Source organism: Dactylosporangium sp. NPDC051541 (assembly GCF_044454505.1).
GTDB lineage: Bacteria > Actinomycetota > Actinomycetes > Mycobacteriales > Micromonosporaceae > Dactylosporangium.
In genome coordinates this window covers 353,532-377,801 of the sequence record NZ_JBITDU010000009.1, presented here as the reverse complement: position 1 = coordinate 377,801, position 24,270 = coordinate 353,532, and the positions used below count along the sequence as shown (strand labels likewise).

The 24,270-nt window shown below is 71.4% G+C and carries 24 protein-coding genes; 12 read left to right on the top strand and 12 right to left on the bottom strand.

All coding sequences use genetic code 11. The annotated features are described in order from the left end of the window. Nucleotides 1–8 precede the first annotated feature (8 nt). Together ACIA8L_RS35995 and ACIA8L_RS35990 are read right to left on the bottom strand one after the other, a co-directional pair. Nucleotides 9–656, bottom strand: coding sequence for a 4'-phosphopantetheinyl transferase (locus tag ACIA8L_RS35995; RefSeq protein WP_395911576.1), 648 nt, complete (start codon nucleotides 654–656; stop codon nucleotides 9–11). Between the two features lie 10 nt (nucleotides 657–666). After that, entirely contained in the window at nucleotides 667–1,812 is a 1,146-nt protein-coding gene (locus ACIA8L_RS35990) for a hypothetical protein (RefSeq protein WP_395911574.1), read from the bottom strand. Nucleotides 1,813–1,925: 113 nt separating this feature from the next. Between ACIA8L_RS35990 and ACIA8L_RS35985 the strand changes: the two genes are divergently transcribed. The 6 genes from ACIA8L_RS35985 (at nucleotide 1,926) to ACIA8L_RS35960 (ending at nucleotide 9,433) form a co-directional block, all read left to right on the top strand. Continuing rightward, on the top strand, nucleotides 1,926–2,942 hold the full coding sequence (locus ACIA8L_RS35985; RefSeq protein ID WP_395911572.1) for a potassium channel family protein: 1,017 nt from the start codon (nucleotides 1,926–1,928) through the stop codon (nucleotides 2,940–2,942). A 771-nt stretch (nucleotides 2,943–3,713) separates the two neighbouring features. Then, nucleotides 3,714–4,226: a hypothetical protein gene (locus ACIA8L_RS35980; protein WP_395911571.1), complete on the top strand. Its 513-nt coding sequence runs from the start codon at nucleotides 3,714–3,716 to the stop codon at nucleotides 4,224–4,226. Between the two features lie 41 nt (nucleotides 4,227–4,267). Next, nucleotides 4,268–4,510, top strand: coding sequence for a hypothetical protein (locus ACIA8L_RS35975; RefSeq protein WP_395911570.1), 243 nt, complete (start codon nucleotides 4,268–4,270; stop codon nucleotides 4,508–4,510). A 282-nt stretch (nucleotides 4,511–4,792) separates the two neighbouring features. After that, entirely contained in the window at nucleotides 4,793–5,341 is a 549-nt protein-coding gene (locus tag ACIA8L_RS35970) for a sigma-70 family RNA polymerase sigma factor (protein WP_395911568.1), read from the top strand. Between the two features lie 101 nt (nucleotides 5,342–5,442). Then, complete coding sequence (locus ACIA8L_RS35965; RefSeq protein WP_395911566.1) at nucleotides 5,443–6,444, top strand: hypothetical protein; 1,002 nt, start codon at nucleotides 5,443–5,445, stop codon at nucleotides 6,442–6,444. A 91-nt stretch (nucleotides 6,445–6,535) separates the two neighbouring features. Continuing rightward, on the top strand, nucleotides 6,536–9,433 hold the full coding sequence (locus tag ACIA8L_RS35960) for an RICIN domain-containing protein (RefSeq protein ID WP_395911564.1): 2,898 nt from the start codon (nucleotides 6,536–6,538) through the stop codon (nucleotides 9,431–9,433). Between the two features lie 10 nt (nucleotides 9,434–9,443). On the opposite strand, the gene ACIA8L_RS35955 is transcribed toward ACIA8L_RS35960, so the two are convergent. Together ACIA8L_RS35955 and ACIA8L_RS35950 are read right to left on the bottom strand one after the other, a co-directional pair. Beyond that, nucleotides 9,444–10,328 carry a pirin family protein gene (locus ACIA8L_RS35955; RefSeq protein ID WP_395911562.1) on the bottom strand — a complete coding sequence of 295 codons (885 nt, stop codon included), beginning with the start codon at nucleotides 10,326–10,328 and terminating at the stop codon, nucleotides 9,444–9,446. 4 nt (nucleotides 10,329–10,332) lie between these two features. Then, nucleotides 10,333–11,229: an NADP-dependent oxidoreductase gene (locus tag ACIA8L_RS35950; RefSeq protein WP_395911560.1), complete on the bottom strand. Its 897-nt coding sequence runs from the start codon at nucleotides 11,227–11,229 to the stop codon at nucleotides 10,333–10,335. An 84-nt stretch (nucleotides 11,230–11,313) separates the two neighbouring features. On the opposite strand from ACIA8L_RS35950, the gene ACIA8L_RS35945 reads away from it, so the two are divergent. Beyond that, entirely contained in the window at nucleotides 11,314–12,339 is a 1,026-nt protein-coding gene (locus tag ACIA8L_RS35945; RefSeq protein WP_395911558.1) for an ROK family protein, read from the top strand. Between the two features lie 49 nt (nucleotides 12,340–12,388). Here ACIA8L_RS35945 and ACIA8L_RS35940 read toward each other — a convergent pair whose 3' ends face one another. From ACIA8L_RS35940 to ACIA8L_RS35930, 3 genes are read right to left on the bottom strand one after another with little or no spacing between them, the layout of a single operon-like run. Continuing rightward, complete coding sequence (locus ACIA8L_RS35940) at nucleotides 12,389–12,955, bottom strand: hypothetical protein (RefSeq protein WP_395911556.1); 567 nt, start codon at nucleotides 12,953–12,955, stop codon at nucleotides 12,389–12,391. A gap of 16 nt (nucleotides 12,956–12,971) precedes the next feature. Then, nucleotides 12,972–13,613, bottom strand: a complete 642-nt coding sequence (locus ACIA8L_RS35935) for a LuxR C-terminal-related transcriptional regulator (protein WP_395911555.1) — start codon at nucleotides 13,611–13,613, stop codon at nucleotides 12,972–12,974. Continuing rightward, nucleotides 13,577–15,352, bottom strand: a complete 1,776-nt coding sequence (locus tag ACIA8L_RS35930; RefSeq protein WP_395911553.1) for a histidine kinase — start codon at nucleotides 15,350–15,352, stop codon at nucleotides 13,577–13,579. The genes ACIA8L_RS35935 and ACIA8L_RS35930 overlap by 37 nt, the downstream gene beginning before the upstream one ends. A gap of 132 nt (nucleotides 15,353–15,484) precedes the next feature. On the opposite strand from ACIA8L_RS35930, the gene ACIA8L_RS35925 reads away from it, so the two are divergent. After that, the gene (locus tag ACIA8L_RS35925) at nucleotides 15,485–16,378 is read left to right on the top strand and encodes an ABC transporter ATP-binding protein (protein WP_395911551.1); all 894 of its coding nucleotides are present in this window, start codon (nucleotides 15,485–15,487) and stop codon (nucleotides 16,376–16,378) included. After that, complete coding sequence (locus ACIA8L_RS35920; RefSeq protein ID WP_395911549.1) at nucleotides 16,366–17,106, top strand: ABC transporter permease; 741 nt, start codon at nucleotides 16,366–16,368, stop codon at nucleotides 17,104–17,106. The genes ACIA8L_RS35925 and ACIA8L_RS35920 overlap by 13 nt, the downstream gene beginning before the upstream one ends. On the opposite strand, the gene ACIA8L_RS35915 is transcribed toward ACIA8L_RS35920, so the two are convergent. Continuing rightward, nucleotides 17,103–17,705 carry a cysteine hydrolase gene (locus tag ACIA8L_RS35915; protein WP_395911547.1) on the bottom strand — a complete coding sequence of 201 codons (603 nt, stop codon included), beginning with the start codon at nucleotides 17,703–17,705 and terminating at the stop codon, nucleotides 17,103–17,105. The two genes, ACIA8L_RS35920 and ACIA8L_RS35915, sit on opposite strands and share 4 nt — an antisense overlap. 66 nt (nucleotides 17,706–17,771) lie before the next feature. Between ACIA8L_RS35915 and ACIA8L_RS35910 the strand changes: the two genes are divergently transcribed. Then, a complete protein-coding gene (locus tag ACIA8L_RS35910) occupies nucleotides 17,772–18,602 on the top strand; it encodes a phosphoribosylaminoimidazolesuccinocarboxamide synthase (RefSeq protein ID WP_395911545.1) in 831 nt (276 codons plus the stop codon). 305 nt (nucleotides 18,603–18,907) lie between these two features. Here the strand turns inward: ACIA8L_RS35910 and ACIA8L_RS35905 are convergent, their stop codons facing one another. Together ACIA8L_RS35905 and ACIA8L_RS35900 are read right to left on the bottom strand one after the other, a co-directional pair. Further along, nucleotides 18,908–19,846 carry a proteasome assembly chaperone family protein gene (locus ACIA8L_RS35905; RefSeq protein ID WP_395911544.1) on the bottom strand — a complete coding sequence of 313 codons (939 nt, stop codon included), beginning with the start codon at nucleotides 19,844–19,846 and terminating at the stop codon, nucleotides 18,908–18,910. Nucleotides 19,847–19,868: 22 nt separating this feature from the next. After that, complete coding sequence (locus tag ACIA8L_RS35900) at nucleotides 19,869–20,522, bottom strand: TetR/AcrR family transcriptional regulator (RefSeq protein ID WP_395911542.1); 654 nt, start codon at nucleotides 20,520–20,522, stop codon at nucleotides 19,869–19,871. A 134-nt stretch (nucleotides 20,523–20,656) separates the two neighbouring features. Between ACIA8L_RS35900 and ACIA8L_RS35895 the strand changes: the two genes are divergently transcribed. Both ACIA8L_RS35895 and ACIA8L_RS35890 read left to right on the top strand, forming a co-directional pair. Further along, nucleotides 20,657–21,580 (top strand): SDR family oxidoreductase, encoded by a 924-nt coding sequence (locus ACIA8L_RS35895; protein ID WP_395911539.1) that lies wholly within the window; start codon nucleotides 20,657–20,659, stop codon nucleotides 21,578–21,580. A gap of 8 nt (nucleotides 21,581–21,588) precedes the next feature. Then, a complete protein-coding gene (locus ACIA8L_RS35890) occupies nucleotides 21,589–22,305 on the top strand; it encodes a TetR/AcrR family transcriptional regulator (RefSeq protein ID WP_395911538.1) in 717 nt (238 codons plus the stop codon). On the opposite strand, the gene ACIA8L_RS35885 is transcribed toward ACIA8L_RS35890, so the two are convergent. Both ACIA8L_RS35885 and ACIA8L_RS35880 read right to left on the bottom strand, forming a co-directional pair. Continuing rightward, nucleotides 22,291–22,965 (bottom strand): response regulator, encoded by a 675-nt coding sequence (locus tag ACIA8L_RS35885; RefSeq protein WP_395911537.1) that lies wholly within the window; start codon nucleotides 22,963–22,965, stop codon nucleotides 22,291–22,293. The two genes, ACIA8L_RS35890 and ACIA8L_RS35885, sit on opposite strands and share 15 nt — an antisense overlap. Next, nucleotides 22,953–24,083: a histidine kinase gene (locus ACIA8L_RS35880; protein WP_395911535.1), complete on the bottom strand. Its 1,131-nt coding sequence runs from the start codon at nucleotides 24,081–24,083 to the stop codon at nucleotides 22,953–22,955. Before ACIA8L_RS35880 ends, ACIA8L_RS35885 begins: the two co-directional genes overlap by 13 nt. Nucleotides 24,084–24,270 lie beyond the last annotated feature (187 nt).

Below are 24,270 nucleotides of genomic sequence, written 5' to 3'. Positions count from 1 at the left end.
GGCCCCGCTCACTCGAGGACGACGCCGGCGCTGCGGACCAGGTCGGGGTCGGCGTGGAAGCGGCCGCGAAACAGCTTGGGGGCGCCGGGCTCCTTCGCCAGCTTCTCCGGCAGGATCTCGGCCTCGAACTCGCCCCGGTCGACGTCGATCGTCAGCCGCGCCTCCAGGAAGTCCAGCCAGGTCCCCATGATCGGCGACCACAGCTTGTAGACGACCTCCTTGGCCGAGAAGTGCACCGCCGCCCACCAGTCCTCGTCGGGGCGCCGCGCGCACCAGGCCAGCTCCTCCGGCCGGCAGATCGCCGAGCGGACGTTCTCCGGCAGGATCGTGCGGCGCTCCGCGTCGATGCCCACGGCCCGCACGTCGGCGCGGCGGGCGACGGCGGCCGCGCAGTAGCCGGCGGTGTGCGTGATGCTGCCGGTCGTGCCGTCGGGCCACACCGGCGCCCGGTTCTCGGCCGGGACGAGCGGCCGGCCATGGACACCCAGCCGGGACAGCGCCCGGCGGGCACAGGTGCGGCCCGCGGTGAACTCGCGCCGCCGGTTGGCGACGGCCCGCGCACTCAACGCCGCGGCCTCGGCCGGCAGCAGCGCAGCCGTGTAGTCCGCCTCGCCCGCCACCTCGACGGCCACCCACTCCGGCAACAGGTCCCGCACCCGAGCGACTCTAGCCGTCACGGCCGTCGATTGCCGACCCTTCGCGGGGCAGGAACAGGCCGCCCACGGCCGCGCCGGCGAGCATGGTCAGGACGATCACGCCGCTCCACAGTTCGAGCGACCAGGCCACCCCGAGCGACATCTGCACGCCGATGAGGTGCGTCGGCCAGACGGTGAACGGCACGAGCACGCCGACCGCGAGGGGCACGAACCGCGGCCACCGCGCCGCGACGGCCTGCACCGCGAGATCGGCGACGACGGCCCCGAGCAGCGGCCAGAGCTGCGCGGCGAGGTTCTCGAAGTCGTCGAACACGCCGTTGGGCAGCGAGGCCGCCGCCACCACCAGCGTAACGAGGCCGACCGGGAGGTACCGCAGCCGGCTCCACGTGAACAGCACGGCGACGATGATCAGCAGCGAGTACACGAGATACTCGGCCAGTCCGAACGGCTGGCCGTTGCCATACCCGCTGTCGGCGGCGGGCGCGTCGGTGAACGGCGAAAGATAGTCGAGGAAGAACGCGGCGATGGCGGTACCGCACGTCGCGGCGATGAGCACCGCGGCGTGCACACCCCGTTGCCCGCCGGTCGTGGCGGCCGCGCCTATCGGGTCCGGCGCCGCAGCGTAGGCGCCCTGAGGCGTGCCGGTCGCGGTGGCCGCGCGGATCGGGGTCTGCGCCGCGGTGTAGACGCTCTGAGGCGCGCCTTTCGCGGCGGCCGCGCGGATCGGGGTCGCGATCATCAGGGCGCCCGCGGTGAGCAGCAGCAGGTGCGGCGGGCTGAGCAGGGCTTCGAGATCCACCTCGATCCCGAACGTGATGTGCCACAGCATGTCGCAGGCGCCGCCGAACGCGAACGCCACCGCCCCGAGCAGCCCGAGCCCGTAGCCGGCCGGCAGCCACGCCGACACCGGACCCGGGGGGCGCCCGCGCCAGAGCCTCGCCGGGACGAGCGCGATGGCCAGGGCCGCGTAGCCGCTGTACAACACCCCGTGCCAGGGCGTGAAGAACGTCTCCAGCGACGGCACGTGCGAATGCGCCCAGCCGTCCATGAACAGCCCCGCGGTCAGCCAGACCGCGGCCAGAGCCACGACAAGATCCCGCCGGTCGGAGGAGAGCGGCCGGCGCACGGCGGGACGTTCGACGACGGTGGTGGCCATGCATCGATCCTGGCGCATCGCGGTCATGAGCACAGCAGTGTTGCGCGAATGGGTCAGGCCATTCCCACCGGCCGCCGACGAAACTGTCACACCCGACCCTTATGGTGGAATTCGTGATCCACCTCCCAGCGGTACGCCGCGGTCCGTTACGAGCGATCAGTGCCCGTCTCGGCCTGGCCGTGGGTCTCGTCGTCGCGATCGTCAGCGTCATCTTCATCGACCGCCACGGCTACCGGGATGTCAACAACGACGGCCTGTCCCTGCTGGACTGCTTCTACTACGCGGTCGTGACCCTGTCGACCACCGGCTACGGCGACATCACGCCGGTCTCGGAGTCGGCCCGCTTCGTCAACATCATCGTCATCACCCCGGCCCGCGTGCTGTTCCTGATCATCCTGGTCGGCACCACACTCGAAGTCCTGACCGAGCAGTACCGCACAAACCTCAGGTTGCAGCGGTGGAGGAAGCGCGTGAAGAACCACGTCATCGTGTGCGGCTACGGCACCAAGGGCCGGGCCGCCGTCAGCACTCTGCTCGAGAACGGCTTCGACAAGACCAACGTCATCGTCGTCGAGAGCGACCGCGCCGCCCTGCGCCAGGCCACCTCCGACGGCCTGGTCGCCGTCGAGGGCTCCGCGACCCGCTCGTCGATCCTGGTCGAGGCCCGCGTCCAGGAGGCCAAGGCCGTCATCATCGCCACCGACAGCGACGACGCGTCGGTCCTCGTCACGCTCACGGTCCGGCAGCTCACGGCGGGCAAGGTCTCCATCATCGCCGCCGTCCGCGAGGCCGAAAACGCCCCGCTGCTGCGCCAGTCCGGCGCCCATCACGTCATCGTCTCCTCGGCCACGGCCGGCCGCCTGCTCGGCCTGTCCACCACCGCCCCGCCGCTGATCGAGGTCGTCGAGGACCTCCTGACCCCGGGCCAGGGCATGGCCCTGGCGATGCGCTCAGCCCGCCGCGACGAGGTGGGCTCCTCACCCCGCGAGCTCAAAGAGCTCGTCATAGCCTTGTTCCGCCGCGGCAAAGTCCTCTCCCTGGCCGACCCGGAAGGCACCACAATCCAAACCGGCGACATGATCGTCTACGTCCGCGACGACCGCCCCGAATCCCTCCCCGCCATGCCTTAACCCCCCACCCGCCAACTCGCCTCGCCTCGCCTCCCGCCCCACCCCGCCTCGCCTCCCGCCCCGCCCCGACGATCCCTGCGACGCCTAAGCCAGCCCCGAGTCGGCCCGGGCCAAGCCGCAATGCCCACCCCGAGTCGATCCCGGGCCAAGCCGCAATGCCCGCGCCGCCTCGATCGCCGCCATGTCGAACTGCCTGCGCCGAGTCCGGCCGCGCGTCTTGTCCGGCTGCGCGTCACGCCCGCGTTCGGCTGCCTGCCGGGTCTGACTGCCGTGTCGAGCTGCGGGTTGTGTGCGTGCACGTCGGCTGTACGTTGCGCCCGTGCGGGTGGCTATGAGGAGTGTGGCCGTTTCGTTTGATGGCGCGATCGTGCAACGAGGCGGCGGGTCTGGCCGATCAGGGTTGCGGACGTCTCGAACAGTTCAAACAAGGCTGTCGAGTTCGGCCCCTGACGGCACGAGCACCCTCCACGGGCCGGCGCCCGAGCTGCAGCCGGAGCCGCAGTCGCAGTCGCAGTCGGAGCCGCAGTCGCAGCCGGAGCCGCAGTCGCAGTCGCAGCCGGAGCCGCAGTCGCAGTCGCAGTCGCAGCCGGAGCCGCAGTCGCAGTCGCAGCCGGAGCCGGAGCCGCAGTCGCAGCCGGGGCCGCAGTCGGAGCCGCAGTCGCAGTCGGAGCCGCAGCCGGAGCTGGGGTGTGAGCCTGGCTGGGCGGGATTCGGGGATGGCGTAGGGTTCGTCGGGTGGCGGCGCGGATTGGGGCTTGTCTCCTTGCTGTCGTGTTGGTGGTGCTGGTGGCGTCGCCGGCGCTGGCGCATGGTGGGGCGTCGGTGACGATCAACTCGGATGGGCGCGGGTCGGTTTGGATCACGGCGCAGTGGCAGGACGGGCATCCGATCAGTGAGCCGACTCGGGTGACCCTGACGGCGCGGACGGATGCGGGCGCGGTCGTCGCGCCTGCGGTGCTGCAGCAGACCGGGGATGAGCGGGGTACCCAGACGTACACGGGCACGCTCGAGGCCGGGGCCTGGCGGGTCGCCATCGACCTCGCCGCTCCGGTCAACGGTCACTGCCAGGCCCTGATCCCAGTCGCCGGGGCGGGTGGCAACCCTCAGCCAGTCGAGGTGGCGTGCCTCATTCCGGCCACCGCGCCGTCCGCCGGCCCCGCCGCCGACACCGCGGCCGGGAGTGGGGGTGGTGGCAGCCTGACGCCGCTGTGGGTTGCGCTGGGCTTGCTCGTCGTGGCGGGCTCAGCCTTTGCGATCTACACCTCCCGTCGCCGTCGGGGTTGAAGCGTTCCTCGGAGGTCGAGGGTGAGTTGGAGTCCCGGCTGATGCCGGAGCTCGTGCTGGTGTCCGAGGTGGTGCCGGGGGTCGTGCTGGTGGCCGAGCCGGCGTCGGAGTCCGAGATGGTGCCGGGATCCGAGCCGGTGTCCGAGGTGGTGCCGGTGGCCGAGCTGATGTCGGAGTCCGAGATGGTGCCGGAATCCCGGCTGGTGTCCGAGCTGGTGTCGATGTCCTGGCTGGCGTCGGAGCTCCAGCTGGCGTCGGGGCGCGCTTGGCCCAGTGGGTGGTGAGCTCGGCGCAGGCGGCTTCGCGGTCGAGGCGGGCCAGGCGTTCGGCGTGCCGTTGCTGCAGGCCGTGCCGGCGGGCCTCCTTGTGGGCGGCCTGCATCGCTGCCCGTTCGGCTCGGCGTTGGCGGTGTGTGGTCAGCATCGCCTCCAGGCGGGTGTGCCATGCTGCCGGGTCGTCGGTCCATGCTGCGGCGTGGGTCATGGGGGGATTTTAGGACGGGTGTACGACGAAAAGGGGCGGCGTCGCTGGTGGGGGGCTCAGGTCGGGGGGTTAGGCTCGCTGCCGTGACTGGTGAGGCCAACGGCGGGGTGGACGCGGCGACCGGGGCGCTGCTGGCCGCTCGGTCGGGTGACGAGCGGGCCGCGGCGGTGTTCGTGCGGGCCACGCAGGCCGAGGTCTGGCGGTTCGTGGCGGCGCTGGTCGGGGTGGCGCAGGCTGATGACGTGACCCAGGACACCTATCTGCGTGCGTTCCGGGCGTTGCCGGAGTTCGCTGGGCGGTCCTCGGCGCGCACGTGGGTTCTCGCGATCGCTCGGCGGGCCTGTGCCGATCACGTGCGGTCGGCGGTGCGGGCGCGGCGGCTGGAGAACCGGGTCATGGCCGAGCCGGCCGTGCTCGCCGAAGGTGACCACGCCGGGCTGCACGCCGCCAACGCGCTGGTCGCGGCCCTGCCGGCGGAGCGCCGGGTGGCGTTCGTGCTCACCCAGGTGCTCGGTGTGTCCTACGCGGAGGCGGCCGAGATCGAGGACGTCCCCGTCGGCACCATCCGCTCGCGGGTCGCCCGGGCCCGGGCCGACCTGGTCGCCGCCATCGCCGCCGCCCGCGCAGGATGAGCGACCGTCCGCGCGGGGTAAGCGACCGTCCGCGCGGGGTAAGCGACCGCCCGCGCGGGATGAGCGACCGCCCGCGCGGGGTAAGCGACCTGCCGCGCGGGATGAGCGACCGCCCGCGCGGGTTGACCGAAGGCGTCCGGCTCGGCGGGGCGATCAGACTCCTGTTGGCGGGCCTGGTCGGCGTGCTGGCGGTGCTGCTCTACGCCGGGCCGGCCGCCGCGCACGGAGCGGATGCGCCCGTCGCGGTGAACTACGTCGTCACCGTCGACTCGGTGTCCGTGCCCGGTGTCACCGTCAAGGCCGTCGAAGGCGGCGCCCGCCTCGAACTGGTGAACCGCTCCGGCCGGGACGTGGTCGTGCTCGGCCTGCAGGGCGAGGAGTTCCTGCGCGTCGGGGCGGGCGGCGTCCAGGAGAACCGGCAGTCGCCGACCTGGTTCGCCAGCCGGTCCATCACCGGCACGGCCACCGGCGGGGACGCCGGCGCGGCACCCGAGTGGCACCTGGTCAGCGCCGAGCCGCGGGTCCGGTGGCACGACGAGCGGGCCCGGGAGCTGCCGGCCCGGGCCTGGAGTGTGCCGCTGCTCGTGGACGGGCGGGACCCGGGGATCGTCCGCGGCACCATCGCCGCCGCCGAAGCCCCGCAGACGGGCTGGTGGTGGGTCGGCGGGTTGCTCGGAGCCATAGCCGTAGGGCTACTCACGCGCTACAGGCCGGCCCTGGCCGCGGCGGCGATCGTCGGTGGCGGGCTCACCGGCTCCTGGATCGTCGAGGCGGCCGACCTCGCGGCCTCGCCCGCCGACGGGGTCGGTGTGCAGCTGCTCGCGAGGCTGTGGCCGTTGCTGACCGCGGCCGGCACCGCGGCCGTCGGCGTGCTCGCGCTGTTCAAACGTGTGGACATTCTGCTCGGCATCGCCGGGGCCTGCCTCGCCGTCATGGTCGGCATCGGGGACTCCGCCGTGTTCCGGTACGGGACCCTGGCCGGGCCGGAGTGGGGGCGCTGGGCGGTGGTCGTGGCGTTCGCGACCGGGGCCGGGCTCGCCGTGGCCGGAGGGTTGCGCTGGTATCGAAGCGTCGAGACCACACAACCTGACACGGCTAATTGAACAAAAGTCAACGGGTTCTTTCATAATCGAACCAGACCTGCGCATAATCGGGCTTCGATGTTCCCCGCCAGGAGCAAAGGAGAGTCCGGTCGTGGACCGTAGGACGTTCGTCGCGCGAGGGGCTGTCGTCACCGGCGGCGCGATCGCGCTCACCACCGGCCTGAGCGAAGCGGCCGCGGCCGCCGTCCGCACTGCCAAAACCGTCACGGCGGGCGCGCGCACAGGGCAGTACCCCCAAAATCTGGCGCCTTTGCGGTCAACGCCGTTCCTGAAACTGCCGCCGGGGGCCGTGCAGCCCCGCGGATGGATCCGCAACCAGCTCAACATCGAGGCCGACGGGCTGTGCGGGCGGATGACCGAGGTGTCCGACTATCTCGTGTACGCCAACTGCGGCTGGGTCGACAAGACCAAGGGCGCCTGGGAGGAGCTGCCCTACTGGCTGCGCGGCTTCGGCGACCTCGGGTACGTCACCGGCAACACCCGCATCCTCAACCTGACCAAGCAGTGGATCGACGGCATCATCGCGAATCAGGCCGCCGACGGCTTCTTCGGCCCCAACAGCCTGCGGACCAGCCTCGAGAACGGGCCCGACTTCTGGCCGCACATGCCGCTGCTCGATGCGTTGCGCAGCTGGGCGGAGTACAGCGGCGATGCCCGGGTCGTGCCGTTCATGCGCAAGTACTTCCAGTTCCAGAACGCGCAGCCGGCGGCCGTGTTCAACCGGAGCTGGGCGGCGCTGCGGTGGGGCGACAACATCGACAGCATCTACTGGCTGTACAACCGCAGCCCGGAGAGCTGGCTGCTCGACCTGGTGCGCAAGATCCACGCCGGGTCGGCCGACTACACCAACGGCATCCCCAACTGGCACAACGTCAACCTCGCGCAGGGCTTCCGGGAGCCGGCCCAGTTCGGCCTGCTCGACCCCGACCCGAAGTATCCGCAGGCCACGTACAACGACTACACCACCGTGATGGGGCTCTACGGCAACTTCCCCGGCGGCGGGTTCGCCGGCGACGAGAACTGCCGCACCGGCTACACCGACCCCCGCCAGGGCTTCGAGACCTGCGGGATCGTCGAGTTCATGCACAGCCACCAGCTGCTGGCCCGGATGACCGGCGACTCGGTGTGGCTGGACCGGTGCGAGGACCTCGCGTTCAACTCGCTGCCGGCGGCGCTCGACCCGGCCCAGAAGGGCATCCACTACGTCTCGTCCGCGAACAGCATCGCCCTCACCGACCGCACCCTCACGCAGGGGCAGTTCCAGAACGGCTTCCCGATGCTGGCCTACATGCTCGGCATCCACAACTATCGCTGCTGTCCGCACAACTACGGCATGGGCTGGCCGTACTACGCGCAGGAGCTCTGGTTCGCGACGTGGGACAACGGCCTGTGCGCGGCCATGTACGGCGCCTCGCAGGTCACCGCCAAGGTCGGCGCCAACGGCACCACGGTCACGGTCACCGAGGACACCGACTACCCGTTCAGCGACACGATCACGCTGACCCTGACGACGCCCGGCGCGGTGACGTTCCCGCTGTACCTGCGCGTCCCCGGCTGGTCCACCGGCGCCCAGGTCCGGGTCAACGGCACCCTCGTCACCGGCACACTGCAGTCGGGCTCGTTCGTCATCGTCGACCAGACGTTCAACAACGGCGACAAGGTCACCGTCACCCTGCCGATGCGTACCACCGTGCGGACCTGGGCCAAGAACGGCAACGCGATAAGCGTCGACAACGGCCCCCTGACGTTCTCCCTGTCGATCGCCGAACGCTGGTCCCGCATCGGCGGCACCGACGCCTGGCCCGCCAACGAGGTGTACGCCGACTCGGCCTGGAACTACGGCCTCCTGCTCGACCCGGCCAACCCGGCCGTCACCGTCACCGTCACCCGCAAACCCGGGCCGCTGGCCGCGAACCCGTTCACCCGCGACGGCGCCCCGATCTCGCTCAGCGTCACCGGCCGCAGGATCCCCAACTGGCAGGCCGACGCCGAAGGGATCGTCCGCACGCTGCAGCAGAGCCCGGCCCGCTCGACCCAGCCCAACGAGACCGTCCAGCTGCTGCCGATGGGCGCCCAGCGGGTCAGGATCACCACGTTCCCGCGGATCAGCGACGGCGCCGACGCCATCGACTGGTCGATCCCGGCGACGGCGTCGGCGTCCTGGTGCTGGGGCGGCGACAGCGTGGGAGCGATCAACGACGGCAAAGTCCCCACGAGCTCCGCCGACCAGAGCATCCCGCGGCTCACGTTCTGGGACCACCTCGGCACCAGCGAATGGGCCCAGCTGACCTACTCAACCCCGATCAACACAGGCGCGGTTTCGGTGTACTGGTTCGACGACACCGGCACCGGACAATGCCGGGTCCCGCAGTCATGGCAGGTGCAGTACCTGAACACGAACGGGCAATGGACCGCGGTCAGCGGCGCGTCGGCCTACGGCACCGCCCTGAACACCTTCAACCGGGTCACGTTCAACGCCGTCACCACCTCCGCCCTGCGCGTCGCCGTCCAGCTCAAGGCCGGCGTCTCCGGCGGCATCCTGGAAATGCGGGTCGAGGGCACCACCGCGCCGATCGCCTGGAAACGCATCCAGAACAAGAACAGCCTCAAAGTGCTCGGCGTGTCCGGCATGTCCACGGCCAACAGCGCCAATGTCGTGCAGTACGACGACAACGGGACGGCCGACCACAACTGGCGCCTGATCGACGCGGGCAACGGCTGGTACAAAGTCGTCAACCAGAACAGCGGCAAGCTCCTCGCCGTGCAGAACATGTCCACGGCCGACGGCGCCCTCGTGCAGCAGTACGACGACAACGGCAGCGCCGATCACCTCTGGCGTTTGCTCGACAACGGCGACGGTTGGTACCGCATCCAGGTCCAGCACAGCCTGAAGGTGCTCGGCGTCGCCGGCATGTCGACCGCGAACAGCGCCCAGGTGGTGCAGTTCGCCGACAGCGGGACCGCCGACCATCTGTGGAAACTGCTCTAAAGCATTTCGTTCATCGGTACCGCGGACGCGGCTTCAATCGCGTCGTGGGCATCCCGGGGGCGGGCAGCGGCTGCTCGCCCCCGGGCACCACACCGAACCGGTCCGAGCCGGCCATCCACGCGTCGCGGGCCTCGACGATGTCCTCGTGGGAGCGGCCGACGAAGTTCCACCACATGACGAGCTCCTCCTCGAACGGCACACCCCCGAGCAGGAACAGCCGGGCATTTCCGGCAAGTCGCACTTTGTCGTAATTGTCGCCCAAATACAACAGCGAGCCGGGTGTCAGGTCCGCTCCGTCGACGGTCGCCGCGCCCTCGGTGACCACGACCGCGTGCTCGAAGTCCGGCCGGATGCGGATTTCGGTACTGCCGGCCAGCTCGATGTCGGCGCCGAGCAGCTCGGTGTGGACCTCGGCGGGGGAGGCGGCGCCCTCGAGCTCGCCGACGGCGACGGTAACTTTCACCCCGGAATCGGAAACCTCCGGCAAGTCCGGAATGTGCTGAAAGCCCGGCGCGCGGTGGCGTTCCGAGTCCGGCAGTGCCACCCACAGCTGCAGGCCGTGCAGGAGCGGCGGCTTGGCCGTCGGCGAGTTCTCCGAGTGCGCGATGCCGCGGCCCGACGTCATGATGTTCAGCTGCCCGGGCACGATGACCTGGTCGGAGCCGAGGCTGTCGCGGTGACGGACCTCGCCCGACAGCAGCCAGCTCACCGTCTGCAGCCCGATGTGCGGATGCGGCGGCACCCGCATCCCGGGCTTCCCGGTGACGTCCTCCGGCCCGAAATGGTCGAGGAAGCACCAGGCCCCGACGGTCCGGCGCGCCTTGTTGGGCAGGGTGCGCCGGACCACCGTGTAACGCCCGAGCGGGACGTCCCGCCCCTCTTCCAGCAGACTCACACGGTCAATTGTCCACCGCGAGCACGATTTTGCCGCGGCCGTGGCCGGTCTCGATCTCCCGGTGCGCCGCGGCCGCCTCCTCCAGGGGGTACACCCGCCGCACATGCCACTGGGTGCGGCCCTCCGCGTAGAGCGCGATCAGCTCGGCCAGGGCCTCGGCGCTGCGCCGCCCCTCGATGTTCGCCAGCCCGAGCTCCTCGATCCGGCCGTGCTCGACGAGAGTGATGATCCGCTTGTGGTCCTTGACGAGGTCCAGCGACGTCGTGAGCGCGTCCCCGCCGGCGCCGTCGATCGCGGCGGTGACGCCCTGCGGCGCGAGGGCGCGGACGCGGTCGCCCAGGCCCTCGCCGTACACCACCGGAATGGCTCCTAAGGATCTGACGTAGTCCTGGTTGGCCTCGCTCGCGGTGCCGATGACCGTCGCGCCGAGGAGCCGGGCCAGCTGGACCCCGGCGGTGCCGGTCGCACCGGCCGCGGCATTGATCAGGACGGTGTCATCGGGGCCGATCCGCAGCGCGGACAACGCCAAGCGGGCCGTCTGCCAGCCGGCCGTGAAGCCGCCCGCCACCTCCCACGGCACCCCGGCCGGCTTCGGTGTGACCTGGTCCGCGGGGACGACGATGTACTCGGCGTAGCTGTTGAAAACGCTGAATCCGAGGACCTCGGTGCCGGCGAGGTGGCCTTGATCAACCACGCCGGCGAACTCGTTGCCGGGGGCCTGGGGGAGGGTGACGGGCGCATACGGCGGGACCCACCCCCGGCGCAGAGCCGCGTCGAACGGCTGTACCCCCGCCGTCTTCACCCGGACCCGCACCTCACCCGGCCCGGCCTGCGGTTCCGGCAGGTCAACAACGCGAAGGACGTCCGGCGGGCCCGGCTCTGCGAACGCTGCAGCTCTCATGGTCAACCACTCTGCGACCTCAAGCGCGCTTCAGGTCAATGCGTTAGGGTGCAACCGCGCCGGAGGTACTAAGGGAGTCGGACCATGGTGAACGCGAAGGACTGGGTCGTCGTCGGGCTGGACAACGGCGGCACCGCGAACAACGCGACGGTACTCGACCACGAGGGCTCGTTCCTCGTCGACGGACTGGTCGAGGTGCCCAGCCGGGTCCTCGAAGGCCCCGAGGCGGCCGTCGACTCGCTCGCAGACGCGTTCGACAACATCCTCGCCGTCACCAAGGTCGAGCGCTCCCGCGTCGCCGCCGTCGGCCTCGACACCCCCGGCCCGGCCAGCGCCGACGGGGTCATCTCCTCCAAGGGCGCGACCAACTTCTCCCAGCCCGCCTGGTGGGGCTACGACTTCCGCGGCGCCCTCGAACGGCGGCTCGGCCTGCCCGTCATCTACAACAACGACGGCAACGCGGCCGCTCTCTACGCCCACCACGTCTACTTCGGCGACGCGGCCTCCGGCAAGTCCTCGATCTCGGCCATCGTCGGCACCGGTCTCGGCGGCGGCGTCATCGAGCAGGGCCAGGTCATCAAGGGCGCCGCCGGCATGGCCGGCGAACTCGGCCACGTCCACATCCCGATGCACGGCCTCCTCGAGGAAGGCCAGCCGCTCCCTTCGTGCGGCTGCGGCTTCCTCGGCGACGTGGAGAGCGTCGCCTCGCTCACCGGCATCGTGCGCAACCTGCTGCCCTACTGGCTGACCCGCTTCCCCGACCACCCCCTGCACGCCGCCGACTCCCTCAAAGCCGCGGCCAAGCAGGTCCGCTCCTACGCCGAGCAGGGCGACGGCCTGGCCCTGAAGATCTTCGAACAGCAGGCGATGGGCCTCGGCCGCCTCTTCACGATCGCCGCCAACTTCACCGACCCCGACTGCTACTTCGTCGGCGGCGGCGTCGTCGAGGCCGCCCCCCACTTCCGCGACTGGTTCCTGGCCCGCATCCGCGAACACACCCTGCTCCGCGACGAACAACTGCAGGTGGCCGAGTTCGCCCTGGTCCCGGAGCGCGATATGGCCGGCGCCCGCGGAGCCGCCATAGCCGCCGCCGGCACCGTGATCGCCTGACGCCACGTCACACTCCGCCTCTCCGCGAGGCGTTGCTGTACGTGCCGACCTAAGCGGTCTCGACCGGGGCCGGGGCGCGGGCCACGTTCTCGGCCTGCAGGTTGAGCCGGCCCTGGTCGTCGCGCTGCCACCGGCGGCCGCCGGCGTCGGTGAAGCGCACCTCGACGTGCATGTCGGCCGACGGGGCGAGCCGGATCGTGCCGTCGTCGTTGATGCGATCCCGGTCGACCGGGCCGTCGGTGGACTCCTGGTCGAAGCCGGCGTACACCTCCGGCTGCTCCGACGGCGGCACGATGCGCACCCGGCGGACCGCGGTCCACGCGGCCGGCGGGTCGGTGAAGACGATCTCGACGTCGTAGACGGGGCTCTGGCCGGCGTTGCGGACGGCGGCGCCGACGACGCCCCGCGTGATGATCTTCTCGAAGGTCTCGCGTTCGCTGACCGCCCACGCGCACACCCGTTCGGCGTCGCGGCGGTCGTCGGCCAGCCGGTGCTGCGCGATGAACTCCCCGACGGCGCCGGCGGCCTGCCGGGCAGCCTGCAGCGCGGCCCAGCCCAGGTAGACGGCGCCCCCGGCGACGAGCACGGCGAGGATCGCGGCGACGAGAAGCCCCACGAACGCCAACGTACCGTCAGGAACCCTGCAAATACGCCAAAACCGCCAGTACCCGGCGGTTGTCATCGTCCGAGACGGGCAGGTTCAGCTTCCCGAAGATGCTCGCGATGTGCTTGTTGACCGCGCTCTCCGACAGGAACAGCTGCTTCGCGATCGCCGCGTTCGAGCGCCCCTCGGCCATCAGCGTCAGCACCTCCCGCTCGCGCGGGGTCAGCGAACCGGTCTGCTGCGGGGGCCGGGCGACCAGCTTCGCGATCACCGACGGGTCCATGACGGTGCCGCCCGTGGCCACCCGCCGGACGGCGTCGATGAACTGGTCGGCGTTGAACACCCGGTCCTTCAGCAGGTATCCGACCGCCCCCGTCCCGTCGGCCAGCAGCTCCCGCGCGTACAGCTGCTCCACATGCTGCGACAGCACCAGCACCGGCAGCCCCGGCACCTCCCGCCGGGCGGCGAGGGCGGCCTGCAGGCCTTCGTCGGTGAACGACGGCGGCAGCCGCACATCCACGACGGCCACGTCCGGCCGGTGCGTCAGCAGGGCCTCCAGCAGCGCCGGCCCGGTGTCGACCGCGGCCACGATCTCGAACCCGTGGCTCTGCAGCAGCAGCACCATGCCGTCCCTCAGGAGGTAGAGGTCTTCGGCGAGGACAACGCGCACGGCAGCTCCAGCGAGGCGACGGTCGGCCCGCCGGCGGGGGAGTCCATGGCGAGCGTCCCGTCGAAGGTACCCAACCGCCGTTCGATCCCGCGCAGCCCTGTCCCGCGCGACGGGTCCGCGCCGCCGCCGCCGTCGTCGGTGACCCTGATCCGCAGCACCCCGTCGACGTGGCGGATGTCGACGGCGACCACGGCGGCCTGCCCGTGCCGGACGGCGTTGGCGAGCAGTTCACTGACGGCGAAGTACGCCGCCGACTCGACCGGCGCGGCGAGGCGGCCCGCGAGCCGGCCGGTGACGGTGACGTCGGCCGCGGTGTCCAGGGCGAGGGCCCGGACCGCGTCGGGCAGGCCGCGTTCGGACAGCACCGGCGGGTGGATGCCGCGGACGAGGTCGCGCAGCTCGGTGAGGGCCGTCTGCGACGTCTCCCGGGCCTGGGCGACCAGCTGCCGGGCCTTGGCCGGGTCGGTGTCCATGAGCCGCTCGATCGCGCCGAGGGTGAGCCCGACGGAGATGAGCCGGGCCTGCGCGCCGTCGTGCAGGTCGCGTTCGATCCGCCGGACCTCGGCGGCCTGGGCGTCGACGGCGTCGGCCCGGGTCTGTGTGAGCCGCTCGACCCGCCGCCGCAGCGCCTCTTTCGCGGTCGGCTGCAGCAGGGCCGGGGTCCAGGCCGACACGAACCGCAGCGCGGCCGGGGACACGGCAAGGGCGCTGCCGACGAGGATGATGCCGATGACGAGCCCGGCGGTGCGGTTGCCGTTGACGGCGCCGTACCACCGGCTCCACTCGGCGTCGAACAGCTCGGTCCAGATCCAGGGCAGGGCCAGGCCCCACGCCCCGTAGACCCCGGCGAGGACCGGCAGGCCCGCGATGACGCCGGTGACGTTCGCGTCGGCGACGAGGAACGACAGGTCGCGCCAGGAGGCGGTGTCGTGCCACACCCACTGCCAGTGTGCGTTGAACTTGGCCATGTTCTCGGTCTTGTACAGCGTGTTGTTCACCCGATACAGCCCGTCGGGGCGCAGCTCCGGGTGGCGCCGCGGCGTGTAGGGCCGCTCGACGGCGACCCCGCCCCAGGCCGCGTAGGACCGGCGCAGGTTGAGCAGCCAGCGCATCTGCGTCAGCCCGGCCGGGATCAGGAAGATCAGGCCGAGCCCGAACCCGAGCGTGAAGCAGACCAGGGTGACCGCGAACAGCACCAGCTGCGCGACCGCGCACAGGAACAGGAACCCGCAGCGGGCCCAGGCGAGCAGGACCCGGTCGGAGCGTTTCCCCGCCTTCGGCGCCGGATCGGGTTTCAGCATGCACCCGCTCCAGAACGCGATCGCGCGCACCGCCCACGGCGCGACCGGCAGCCCGATCGGGATGACCAGCAGCACGAAGAACGGGAACAGCGCCATCCACTGCACGTCGCGGCCCAGTGCCGGGTCTTTCGCGAACCAGTCGACCTTCGCCAGGTAGGCCGGGACGCGCGGCGACCGGTACAGCTGGGAGTCGTGCCGATACAGGCCGTCCTCGTCCGGCTGCGGCGGCCCCGGCCGCGGCCAGTAGGGCACCGGGATGTCGCGGCCCAGCCACTCCCCGAACATGGCCCGCCACCGGTTGGTGAGCCGGCGCACCGCGATGCCCGGCTGGATCACCAGCACGCACGTCGGCAGCACCGTGGCCAGGAACTGGGCGAACACCACCGGAACCAGCGCGAGCAGCTGGAGGCTGCGGGCGAGCGCCTTCGAGTACGACATACCCACGAGCGTCACCTCCCCGTCGCGCGCGCACATCGGCCCTGGCTGCCGTCCGGGGTGCAGATAACTGCACCCCGCTCCCGGCATTCAGCGTCATTCTGCCCGGTCCGCCGTGAGCCCAACATAAGCGCCATGGGAGTCATCGATGTCCAGCGGCTGCGGAAGTGCTACGGCGACCGCGAGGCCGTCCGCGACGTGTCCTTCACCGTCGAGCGCGGCGAGATCTTCGGCATCATCGGGCGCAACGGCGCCGGCAAGACGACGACGGTCGAGTGCATCGAGGGCCTGCGCCGCCCCGACGGGGGAGCGGTCAGCGTCCTGGGCCGCGACCCGGGCGACCCGCGGGTCCGCCAGCGGCTCGGGGTGCAGCTGCAGGAGTCGCAGCTGCCGGACCGGATCCGGGTCGACGAGGCGATGGGCCTGTTCGCCTCGTTCTACGACCGGCCGGCCGCACCGGGCCCGCTGCTGGAGCGGCTCGGGCTGGCCGAGCACCGCCGCCAGCAGTACAAGAAACTGTCCGGGGGTCAGAAACAGCGGCTGTCGATCGCCTTGTCGCTGGTCGGCTCGCCCGATGTGGCCGTCCTCGACGAGCTCACCACCGGCCTCGACCCGCAGGCCCGGCGCGAGACCTGGCAGCTGATCGCCGACATCCGCGACCGGGGTGTCACCGTCCTGCTCGTCACCCACTTCATGGACGAGGCCGAGCGGCTGTGCGACCGGATCGCCGTCATCGACCAGGGGCGCACCGTCGCGATCGACACCCCCGACGGGCTGATCCGCCGGGTCGCGGGCGGCGTGACGGTCACGTTCCGGCCGTCGGCGCCATTGGATCCAGAAGCCTTGGCGGGTGTACCGGGAGTGGCCGCGACCGCCATCGAAGACGGCATCTGGACCGTGCGGGGCACCGGGAACCTGGCCCACGAGGTGTCCACGGCCCTGGGCGCCCTGCGCGTCGTACCGCTGAATCTGAACATTGTCCAGGCCGACCTCGAGACCGCCTTTGTGGAGTTGACATGCGCGCCCTGACCCGACTGACCGTCATCGAGACGAAACTGATGCTCCGCGAGGTCACCGGCCCGGCGTTCACCGTGCTGCTGCCGGTCGCCCTGCTCGTCATCTTCGGGGCGCCGGGCAGCGCCCACGAGCCCGACCCGGCCCTCGGCGGGCACCGCGGCATCGACACCGTGATCCCGTCGATGGCCGTCATGGTGTCGATGGCGATGGTGGCGTTCTTCATGCTGCCGGTCGTCCTGGCCACCTACCGCGAGAAGGGCATCCTGCGCCGGTTCGCGACCACGCCGGTGAAGCCGGCCGTGATGCTCGGCGCGCAGCTGGTCATGAACGGCGGGGTGGTCCTGCTCTCGACCCTGCTGACCCTGGCCGTCGGCGTGGCCGCGCTGGACATGCACCGGCCGGACCTGGCCCTGGTGATCCCGACGTTCCTGCTCGGCGTGCTCGGCCTCTTCCCGATCGGCCTGCTGGTCTCGGCCCTGGCGAGCTCGGCCAAGGCCGCCACCGGCTATGCCCTGGCCCTGTGGTTCCCGTCGGCGTTCTTCGCGGGCCTGTACGTCCCCGTCGAGTGGATGCCGCGGGTCCTGCGCCGCATCGGCGACTTCACCCCGCTGGGCGCGTTCCGCCAGGCGATCCAGGCCGCCTGGGCCGGCGACACCCCGCACCTGGCCCACCTGGCGGTGCTGGCCGCCAGCTTCGTGATCGCCGGCGGCCTGGCCATCCGCTCCTACCGGGTTGCTTAAAGCTGCCCGGCGAAGTCGGCCGCCGACATCGGCGTCGAGAACATCGGGAAGTCGTACTTCAACGCGTTGTCGTGCTCCTCCTGCGACGTCGCCGCGACGCAGTCCTGCAGGGTGATGACCTGATAACCGTGTTCGTAGCCGGTCCGCATGGTCGACTCGACGCAGCAGTTGGTCAGGAACCCGCCGATCGCGATCGTGGTGATGCCCTTGCTGCGCAGGATGAAGTCGAGGTTGGTGCTGGCGAACGTGTCCAGCCCGCGCTTGCCCTCGACCACGATGTCCCCCGGCTGGGGCGCCAGGTCGTCGACGATCTGGGCGCCCCATTCGCCTTTCACGAACGCGTTGCCGTCGACGACACCCTTGAGGATCCCGTAGGGGTGGGACGTGATCTCGTTGTAGCCGGCCGCAAACGTGATCGGTGCGTGGATGACGGTCACCCCGGCGGCCCGGGCGGCGGCCACGGCCTTGCGGGTGTTGGCCATCATGTCGGTCTTGTCCATGACGCCCTGCACGGCGCCGTGGAACGCTCCACCTTCGGAGACGAAATCGTTCTGGTACTCGATGAGGACGAGCGCGGTCTTGGCGGGATCGAAGGGCATGCGGGGACCTCCACTCACGACGTCGTGACGCCGCTCACGGTACCCCGCTCCGATAGGGTGCGGGTTGTGGAACTCCTGCACTCGGGCAAGGTCCGTGACGTCTACGCCGACGGTGACGATCTGATCCTCGTCGCCTCCGACCGGATCTCCGTCTACGACGTGGTCCTGCCGACGCCGATCCCGGACAAGGGTGCGGTCCTGACCCGGCTCTCCCTGTGGTGGTTCGACCAGCTGGCCGACATCGTCCCCAACCACGTGATCTCCGCGACGGACGTCCCCGCCGAGTTCGCCGGCCGCGCCATCCGCTGCCGCCGCCTGGACATGCTGCCCGTGGAGTGCATCGCCCGCGGCTACCTCGTGGGCAACGGCCTGTCGGAGTACCGCGGCACGGGCCAGATCTCCGGCGTCGAACTCCCCGCGGGTCTGGTGGAAGGCTCCCGCCTCCCGGCCCCGATCTTCACCCCCACGACGAAGGCCCCGATCGGCGAACACGACGAGTTCATCACCTTCGCCGACGTCCAGGCCGAGCTGGGCCAGGACCTCGCCGAAGAACTCCAGGACCTGACGCTGCGGGTGTACTCCCGGGGCGCCGACATCGCCACCGAGCGCGGCATCATCGTGGCCGACACCAAGCTGGAGTTCGGCCGGACGAAAGACGGCACCCTGCTCCTGGCCGACGAGATCCTGACCCCGGACTCGTCCCGCTTCTGGCCCGCGGCCGAGTGGGAACCGGGCCGCCCCCAGTTCTCGTTCGACAAGCAGAGCGTCCGCGACTGGTCCCTGCAGAACGGCTGGGACAAGACCGCCCCCGGCCCGGAGATCCCGGAAGCGGTGGTCGCCAGGACCCGCTCCCGCTACGTCGAGGTCTACGAACGCCTGACCGGCACCGCCTGGTAGCGCCACGCCACGCCACCTCACCGCGGGCCGTCGTGCTGTTCACGCCACGCCACCGCGGGCCGTCGTGCTGTTCACGCCACGCCACCGCGGGCCGTCGTGCTGTTCACGCCACGCCACCGCGGGCCGCCGTGCTGCTGCGGTGCCGATTCTCGTTTTCGTTCGAAGCGTTCGGCTCGCCAACACCGGTCGAGTTGACGAGCCGAGTCGCATACCGACCGGGCCCGCGCGCTCATTCCAAACCCAATGCTAGCACACCTGTTCTAATTGATCAGGAAAAAGGTGCGGAGCGTAATTGGATGGCAACATCACGCGATCGGGGGTTCGTCGCCCTTGGTGTGTTCGGCCAGGAAGCGTTCGAGCTCGGCGCCGATCTCGTCGGCGGTCGGGAGCGGGGCCGGGGAGTCGGCCAGGAGGTTGTTGTTGCCGGTGCGGCCGCGGGTGAAGGCGTCGTACTGCTCCTCCAAGGCCCGCACCAGGGAGGCCGCCTCGTCGGCCTGGGCGATCTGGACGTCGATCTCGGCGCGGACGGTGTCGGCGGCGGTGTGGAGCTCGTCCATGGGGACGCGCAGGCCGGTCGCGTCGGCCAGGCAGGCCAGGAGCTTCTCGGCGGCGGCGGGGAACTCGGCCTGGGCCACGTAGTGGGGGACGTGCACGGCGAAGCCGAAGGCGTCGCGGTCCTGCTGGCCGATCCGATACTCGAGCAGGTTCCCGACGCTGCCCGGCACCTGCACCCGCTGCAGCCACGGCTCGAACCCGGCGATCAGGTCGCGGCTGGTGCCGTGGGCGGTGACGCCGGTGGGGCGGGTGTGCGGGACGGCCATCGGGATCGCGGTCAGGCCGACGGTGGCGCGCACGTCGAAGCGTTCGATGAGCTGGAGGACGGCTGCGGAGAACCGTTCCCACTGCAGGTCCGGTTCGGGGCCGTCGAGCAGCAGGAACTCGGTGCCGGTGGCGTCGCGCAGGACCCGCAGGAGCAGTGCCGGCTGCTCGTAGTGCTCCCAGTGGTCCTCGACGAACAGCATCGCGGGGCGGCGGCTGCGGTAGTCGTAGAGCTGGTCGAGGTCGAACGTGGCGACCGTGCGGGGCGAGCCGACGGTGAGCAGGTGCTCGCGGGCCAGGCGGGCGGCGTTGCCGGCGTCGACGAAGCCCGTCAGCGCGTGCACGAGCACCGGCCGGTCGGCGGCCTGGCCGAGGTGAAGCTGCTCGGCGTCGGCGAGCTCGTAAAGTTCGCTGGGGTTCAGCACCGCAACGCGTCCTTCCTGATGTTTACTCGTCCAACCGGGCTTCGGGTCCGATCATTCCATCCGCTGTCATCCAGGGGTTGGTGAGGATCGCGTAGACGAGTTCGTCGACGGCCGGGGTCAGTTCCGTGAATGACGGCCCGGCCCCGGTGTAGGGGTCGCAGACCTGCAGCATCATCTCGTGGACGCCGCCGACGAGGGCGATGGCGAGCAGCGGTGACAGCGGCGGGATGGCGGGGTCGGTGGCGCGGGCCCGTTCGATGACGTCGACGAGGGTGTCGGCGAAGCGGCGCTGCGTCTGCTGGCGGAGCCGGAACGCTCTCGGCCCGGCGGCCTGGATCTCCACCAGCAGGGTGCGGGTGACGGCGGGCATGCTTTCCAGTGCGGTGAGGTAGGCCGAGACGCCGCTGTTGATCGCGGCCCTCCAATCGAGCAGGCGGCCGCCGGGGCCGGCGGCGCTGCGCACGACCTCCAGGAGGTGGTCGCAGCCCTGCTCGTAGAGGGCCATCAGGCAGGCTTCCTTGTCGGCGAAGTGCTCGTAGAAGGTGCGTTTCGACACCCGCGCGTGCGTGACGATGTCGGCGATCGTGGTGGCCGCGTAGCCCTTCGCGGCGATCGCCTGGGCCAGCCCGCCCGTGAGGTCGGACTGGAGTTCCTCGGCGGTCCGGGTGCTCGTCATGCGGTTGCCTTCACCTTCCGCGACACTGTCCTCGGGTGTAGTTTGCCTGGTACTGGACGGTACCGTCGAACCCGGCGTCGAGCGACCGGGTCTCGACCGACAAGGCTTGTGTCGCCTGACAGGAGGCCCCGGCGGTGAAGCGTTCATTGTCCGGTCAGGTGGTGCTCATCACTGGCGCGGCGAGGGGTATCGGCGAGCGCACGGCGCGGGAAGCGGCCGCTCGCGGGGCCAGGGTCGCCCTCGTCGGGCTGGAGCCGGAGCGCCTCAAAGCGGTCGCCGACGATCTCGGCGCGGTCTGGTTCGCGGCCGACGTCACCGACCAGGCCAGCATGGTGGCCGCCGTCGAGGGGGTCGTGGCCGCATACGGCCGCATCGACGCCGTCGTCGCCAACGCGGGTGTTGCCAGCCGCGGCACCGTGGCCACCGGCGACGTCGAGGCCCTGGTCCGCACGGTCGAGGTCAACCTCGTCGGGGTGATGCGGACCGCGGCCGCCTGCCTGCCGCGGCTGATCGAGGCGCGGGGGTACCTGCTCATCGTCGCCTCCGCCGCCGCGTACGCCGCGCTGCCCGGCATGGCCCCGTACTGCGCCTCGAAGGCCGGCGTCGAGCACTTCGGCAACGCCGTCCGGCTGGAGGTCGCCCACCACGGGGTCGGGGTCGGCACGGCCCACCCGAGCTGGATCGACACCGACCTGGTCCGCGACGCGCAGGACGACCTGCCGTCGTTCAAGGAGACGCTGCGCCGCCTGCCGCCGCCGATGGGCTCGACCACGTCCGTCGAGCGCTGCGCCCGGGCCTTCGCCGACGCGCTGGAACACCGCCGGCGCAAGGTCTTCGTGCCCCGCAGTGTGATGGTGATGTACTGGATGCGGACGCTGCTCAACAGCCGGCTCACCGAGAAGGTCCTGGAGTCACAGGCCCGGCGGAGCGTGCCGCTGATGGAGGAGCAGGTCCGGGCGCTCGGGCGCGGCTTCGGCGCCAACACGGCCGGGCCGCCGGCACCCCGTGCGCGGGAAGCGGCCGAGCCCGGCTTCATCGCCGACCGCTATCACCGATAATCGTGTCCATGCCCCGACCGCCGATCTGGGCGCGCCCGGAGCCCAGCGCCCGCGCGCCCCGCTTCAGCCGCGAGCGTATCGCCGCCACCGCCCTGGCGATCGCCGACGCGGAGGGTATCGACGCCGTCTCGATGCGTAACGTCGCCGCGCGCCTCGGCGCCGGCACGATGACCCTTTACAACTACGTCGAGACCAAGGACGAGCTGTTCGCGCTCATGGACGACGCGCTCCTGGCCGAGTCGGTGTTCGCCGACGGTGAGCTGCCGGCCGGCTGGCGGGAGGCGACCGCCGCGATCGCCCGCCGCACCTGGTCGGTCCTGGTCCGCCACCCGTGGGCGGTCACGCTGCGGCAGGGCCCGGCGATCGGCCCCAACGGCATGCTGCACTTCGAGCAGAGCCTGGCCGCCCTGGCCGGCACCGGCCTCGACCAGGCGGCGAAGATCGACGTGCTGATGGTCGTGGACGCATACGTGTTCGGCAGCGCGCTCAAGGCCGCGGAGATGCGCACCGAGCCCGACCCGGAGCAGGTGAAGGCCATCGTCGAATACGGCCTGGAGCAGCTCGCCACCGGCCGCTACCCGCACACGGCTTCGCTGCTCAACGGCGGCGCGCCCGGCTCGGCCGAGGCCGCGAACCTCCCGACGACCGCGGACGCGGTGACGGCCCAGTTCGAGCGGGGCCTGCAGGCCGTCCTGGCCGGGCTGGCGCATCTAGTCGAGGCGTGACTCGTGGACGAGGATCGCGACCTGGACCCGGTTTGTGCAGCCGAGCTTGGCCAGGATCCGTGACACGTAGGTTTTGACTGTCGCGACGCTCATGTGCACCGCGGCGCTGATCTCGGCGTTCGACCGCCCCTCGGCGACGGCTTCGGCGACGTCGCGTTCCCGGGGTGTCAAGGCGGCGATGGTACGGCGTGCGGCCGCGCCCCGATCGTCGGCGGCGACGTGCGCGATGAGCTGCCGCACCACCGACGGCGACAGGGTCTGCTCGCCGGCGGCGACCTTGCGGACCGCGTCGAGGATGGCCAGCGGCGGCGTGTCCTTGAGCAGGAACCCGTGCGCGCCGAGCCGCAGCGCCCGCAGCACGTGCTCGTCGGTGTCGAACGTGGTGAGCACGACGACCTTGACGTCGTCGGGGGCGAGCGTTGCAAGAGCGGCCAGCCCGTCCATCCGCGGCATCCGGATGTCCATGAGCACCACGTCGGGCCGCAGGTCCCGGACGACGCGGACGGCCTGGGCCCCGTCGGCCGCCTCACCGACGACGAGGACGCCGGTGTCGCCGCCGAGCACCATGCCCAGCCCGGCCCGGACGAGGGCGTCATCGTCGGCGACGACGACCCGGATGACCGCTTCGGCGGGTACGGCCCGATCGTTCACGGCAGCCACGCCTCCAGCGTGAAGCACGGCCGGTGCCCGTCGTCGCGCCGCACCCCGTGCTCGAACCGCCCCCCGGCCAGCGCCACCCGCTCGGCCAGCCCTTCGAGGCCGGACCGGGTCCCGGGCAGCACCGGCGCGACCGGCCGCGCGGGCAGCGGGTTGCTGATCCGCACGTGCAGGGCGTCGCGCTGGTCGATGAGGACCGACACCGCCGTCCCGGGCGCGTGCTTGCGGGCGTTGGTGAGCCCCTCCTGCACCAGCCGGAACGCGGTGCGGTCCACCGCCGCCGACAGGGTCGACGGGTCTTCCAGCCGATTCTCCAGGTGTACCGTCGTGCCCGCGCTCCGGGCCTCCTCGACGAGCTCCTCGAGGTCGACGAGCCCTTGGCGGGGCCGCAGCTCCTCCCGGTCGCTGGCCCGCAGGACCCCCAGGATCTCCCGCAGCTCCTCCATGGCCTGGTGCGCGCTGGCCCGGATCGTCTTCCCGGCGTCGGCGACCTGCTCCCGGGACAGGTCCCGGCGAATCTCCAGGGCCCCCGCGTGGAGGCTGATCAGCGAGATCCGGTGGGCGAGCACGTCGTGCATCTCCCGGGCGATCCGCTCCCGTTCCAGGCCGCGCAGCAGCTCGGCCCGCTGCCGCGCCTCCGACTCGGCCCGCACGGCCCGCTCCCGCAGGGAGGCGATGAGCTCCCGGCGGGCCCGGATCGCCGACCCCCAGGCGATGACGACGGCGAACATGGCCAGGCCGACCGTCGCCGACCCGACGACCTGCAGGTCCGGGTCGGGGTACAGGATCGTGAACGGAATGGCCACGACGACGTGCGCGAGGGCCAGCCACAGCACGGTGCGCAGCGGCCGCCGGATCGCGACCCCGAACAGCACGATCAGCACGACCCCGCCGACCATGTCGGTGAGCGCCGCCGGCGCGAGCATGGCCACCGCGACCCCGACCGGCCACCGCCGCCGCCACCACATGCCGACAACCGCTGCCGTGGTGACGCCGAGCGAGACGACGAGCCGCCCATCGGACAGCGTCCCCGCCGACACCCCCGCCGCGACCACCATCAACGCCAGCACGCCGCCGATGATCGTCGACGTGACGTCGACAACGAGATTGCGACCGCTCACGCCGCCACCTCCGCAGGCTCCGGTGCCGGCGTCGCCGAACTGTGCCTCCGGTGAGCGGCCTCTCCGCTCCGCTGCGAACCGCTCACGCCGCCACCTCCGCAGGCTCCGGTGCCGGCGTCGCCGAACTGTGCCTCCGGTGAGCGGCCTCTCCGCTCCGCTGCGAACCGCTCACGCCGCCACCTCCGCA

Excerpts from the sequence above, each read along its gene's own strand:
- ACIA8L_RS35990 (WP_395911574.1), bottom strand. The coding sequence starts at position 1,812 with ATGGCCACCACCGTCGTCGAACGTCCCGCCGTGCGCCGGCCGCTCTCC.
- ACIA8L_RS35975 (WP_395911570.1), top strand. The coding sequence starts at position 4,268 with ATGCCGGAGCTCGTGCTGGTGTCCGAGGTGGTGCCGGGGGTCGTGCTG.
- ACIA8L_RS35965 (WP_395911566.1), top strand. The coding sequence starts at position 5,443 with ATGAGCGACCGCCCGCGCGGGTTGACCGAAGGCGTCCGGCTCGGCGGG.
- ACIA8L_RS35950 (WP_395911560.1), bottom strand. The coding sequence starts at position 11,229 with ATGAGAGCTGCAGCGTTCGCAGAGCCGGGCCCGCCGGACGTCCTTCGC.
- ACIA8L_RS35945 (WP_395911558.1), top strand. The coding sequence starts at position 11,314 with ATGGTGAACGCGAAGGACTGGGTCGTCGTCGGGCTGGACAACGGCGGC.
- ACIA8L_RS35930 (WP_395911553.1), bottom strand. The coding sequence starts at position 15,352 with ATGTCGTACTCGAAGGCGCTCGCCCGCAGCCTCCAGCTGCTCGCGCTG.
- ACIA8L_RS35925 (WP_395911551.1), top strand. The coding sequence starts at position 15,485 with ATGGGAGTCATCGATGTCCAGCGGCTGCGGAAGTGCTACGGCGACCGC.
- ACIA8L_RS35920 (WP_395911549.1), top strand. The coding sequence starts at position 16,366 with ATGCGCGCCCTGACCCGACTGACCGTCATCGAGACGAAACTGATGCTC.
- ACIA8L_RS35915 (WP_395911547.1), bottom strand. The coding sequence starts at position 17,705 with ATGCCCTTCGATCCCGCCAAGACCGCGCTCGTCCTCATCGAGTACCAG.
- ACIA8L_RS35900 (WP_395911542.1), bottom strand. The coding sequence starts at position 20,522 with ATGACGAGCACCCGGACCGCCGAGGAACTCCAGTCCGACCTCACGGGC.
- ACIA8L_RS35890 (WP_395911538.1), top strand. The coding sequence starts at position 21,589 with ATGCCCCGACCGCCGATCTGGGCGCGCCCGGAGCCCAGCGCCCGCGCG.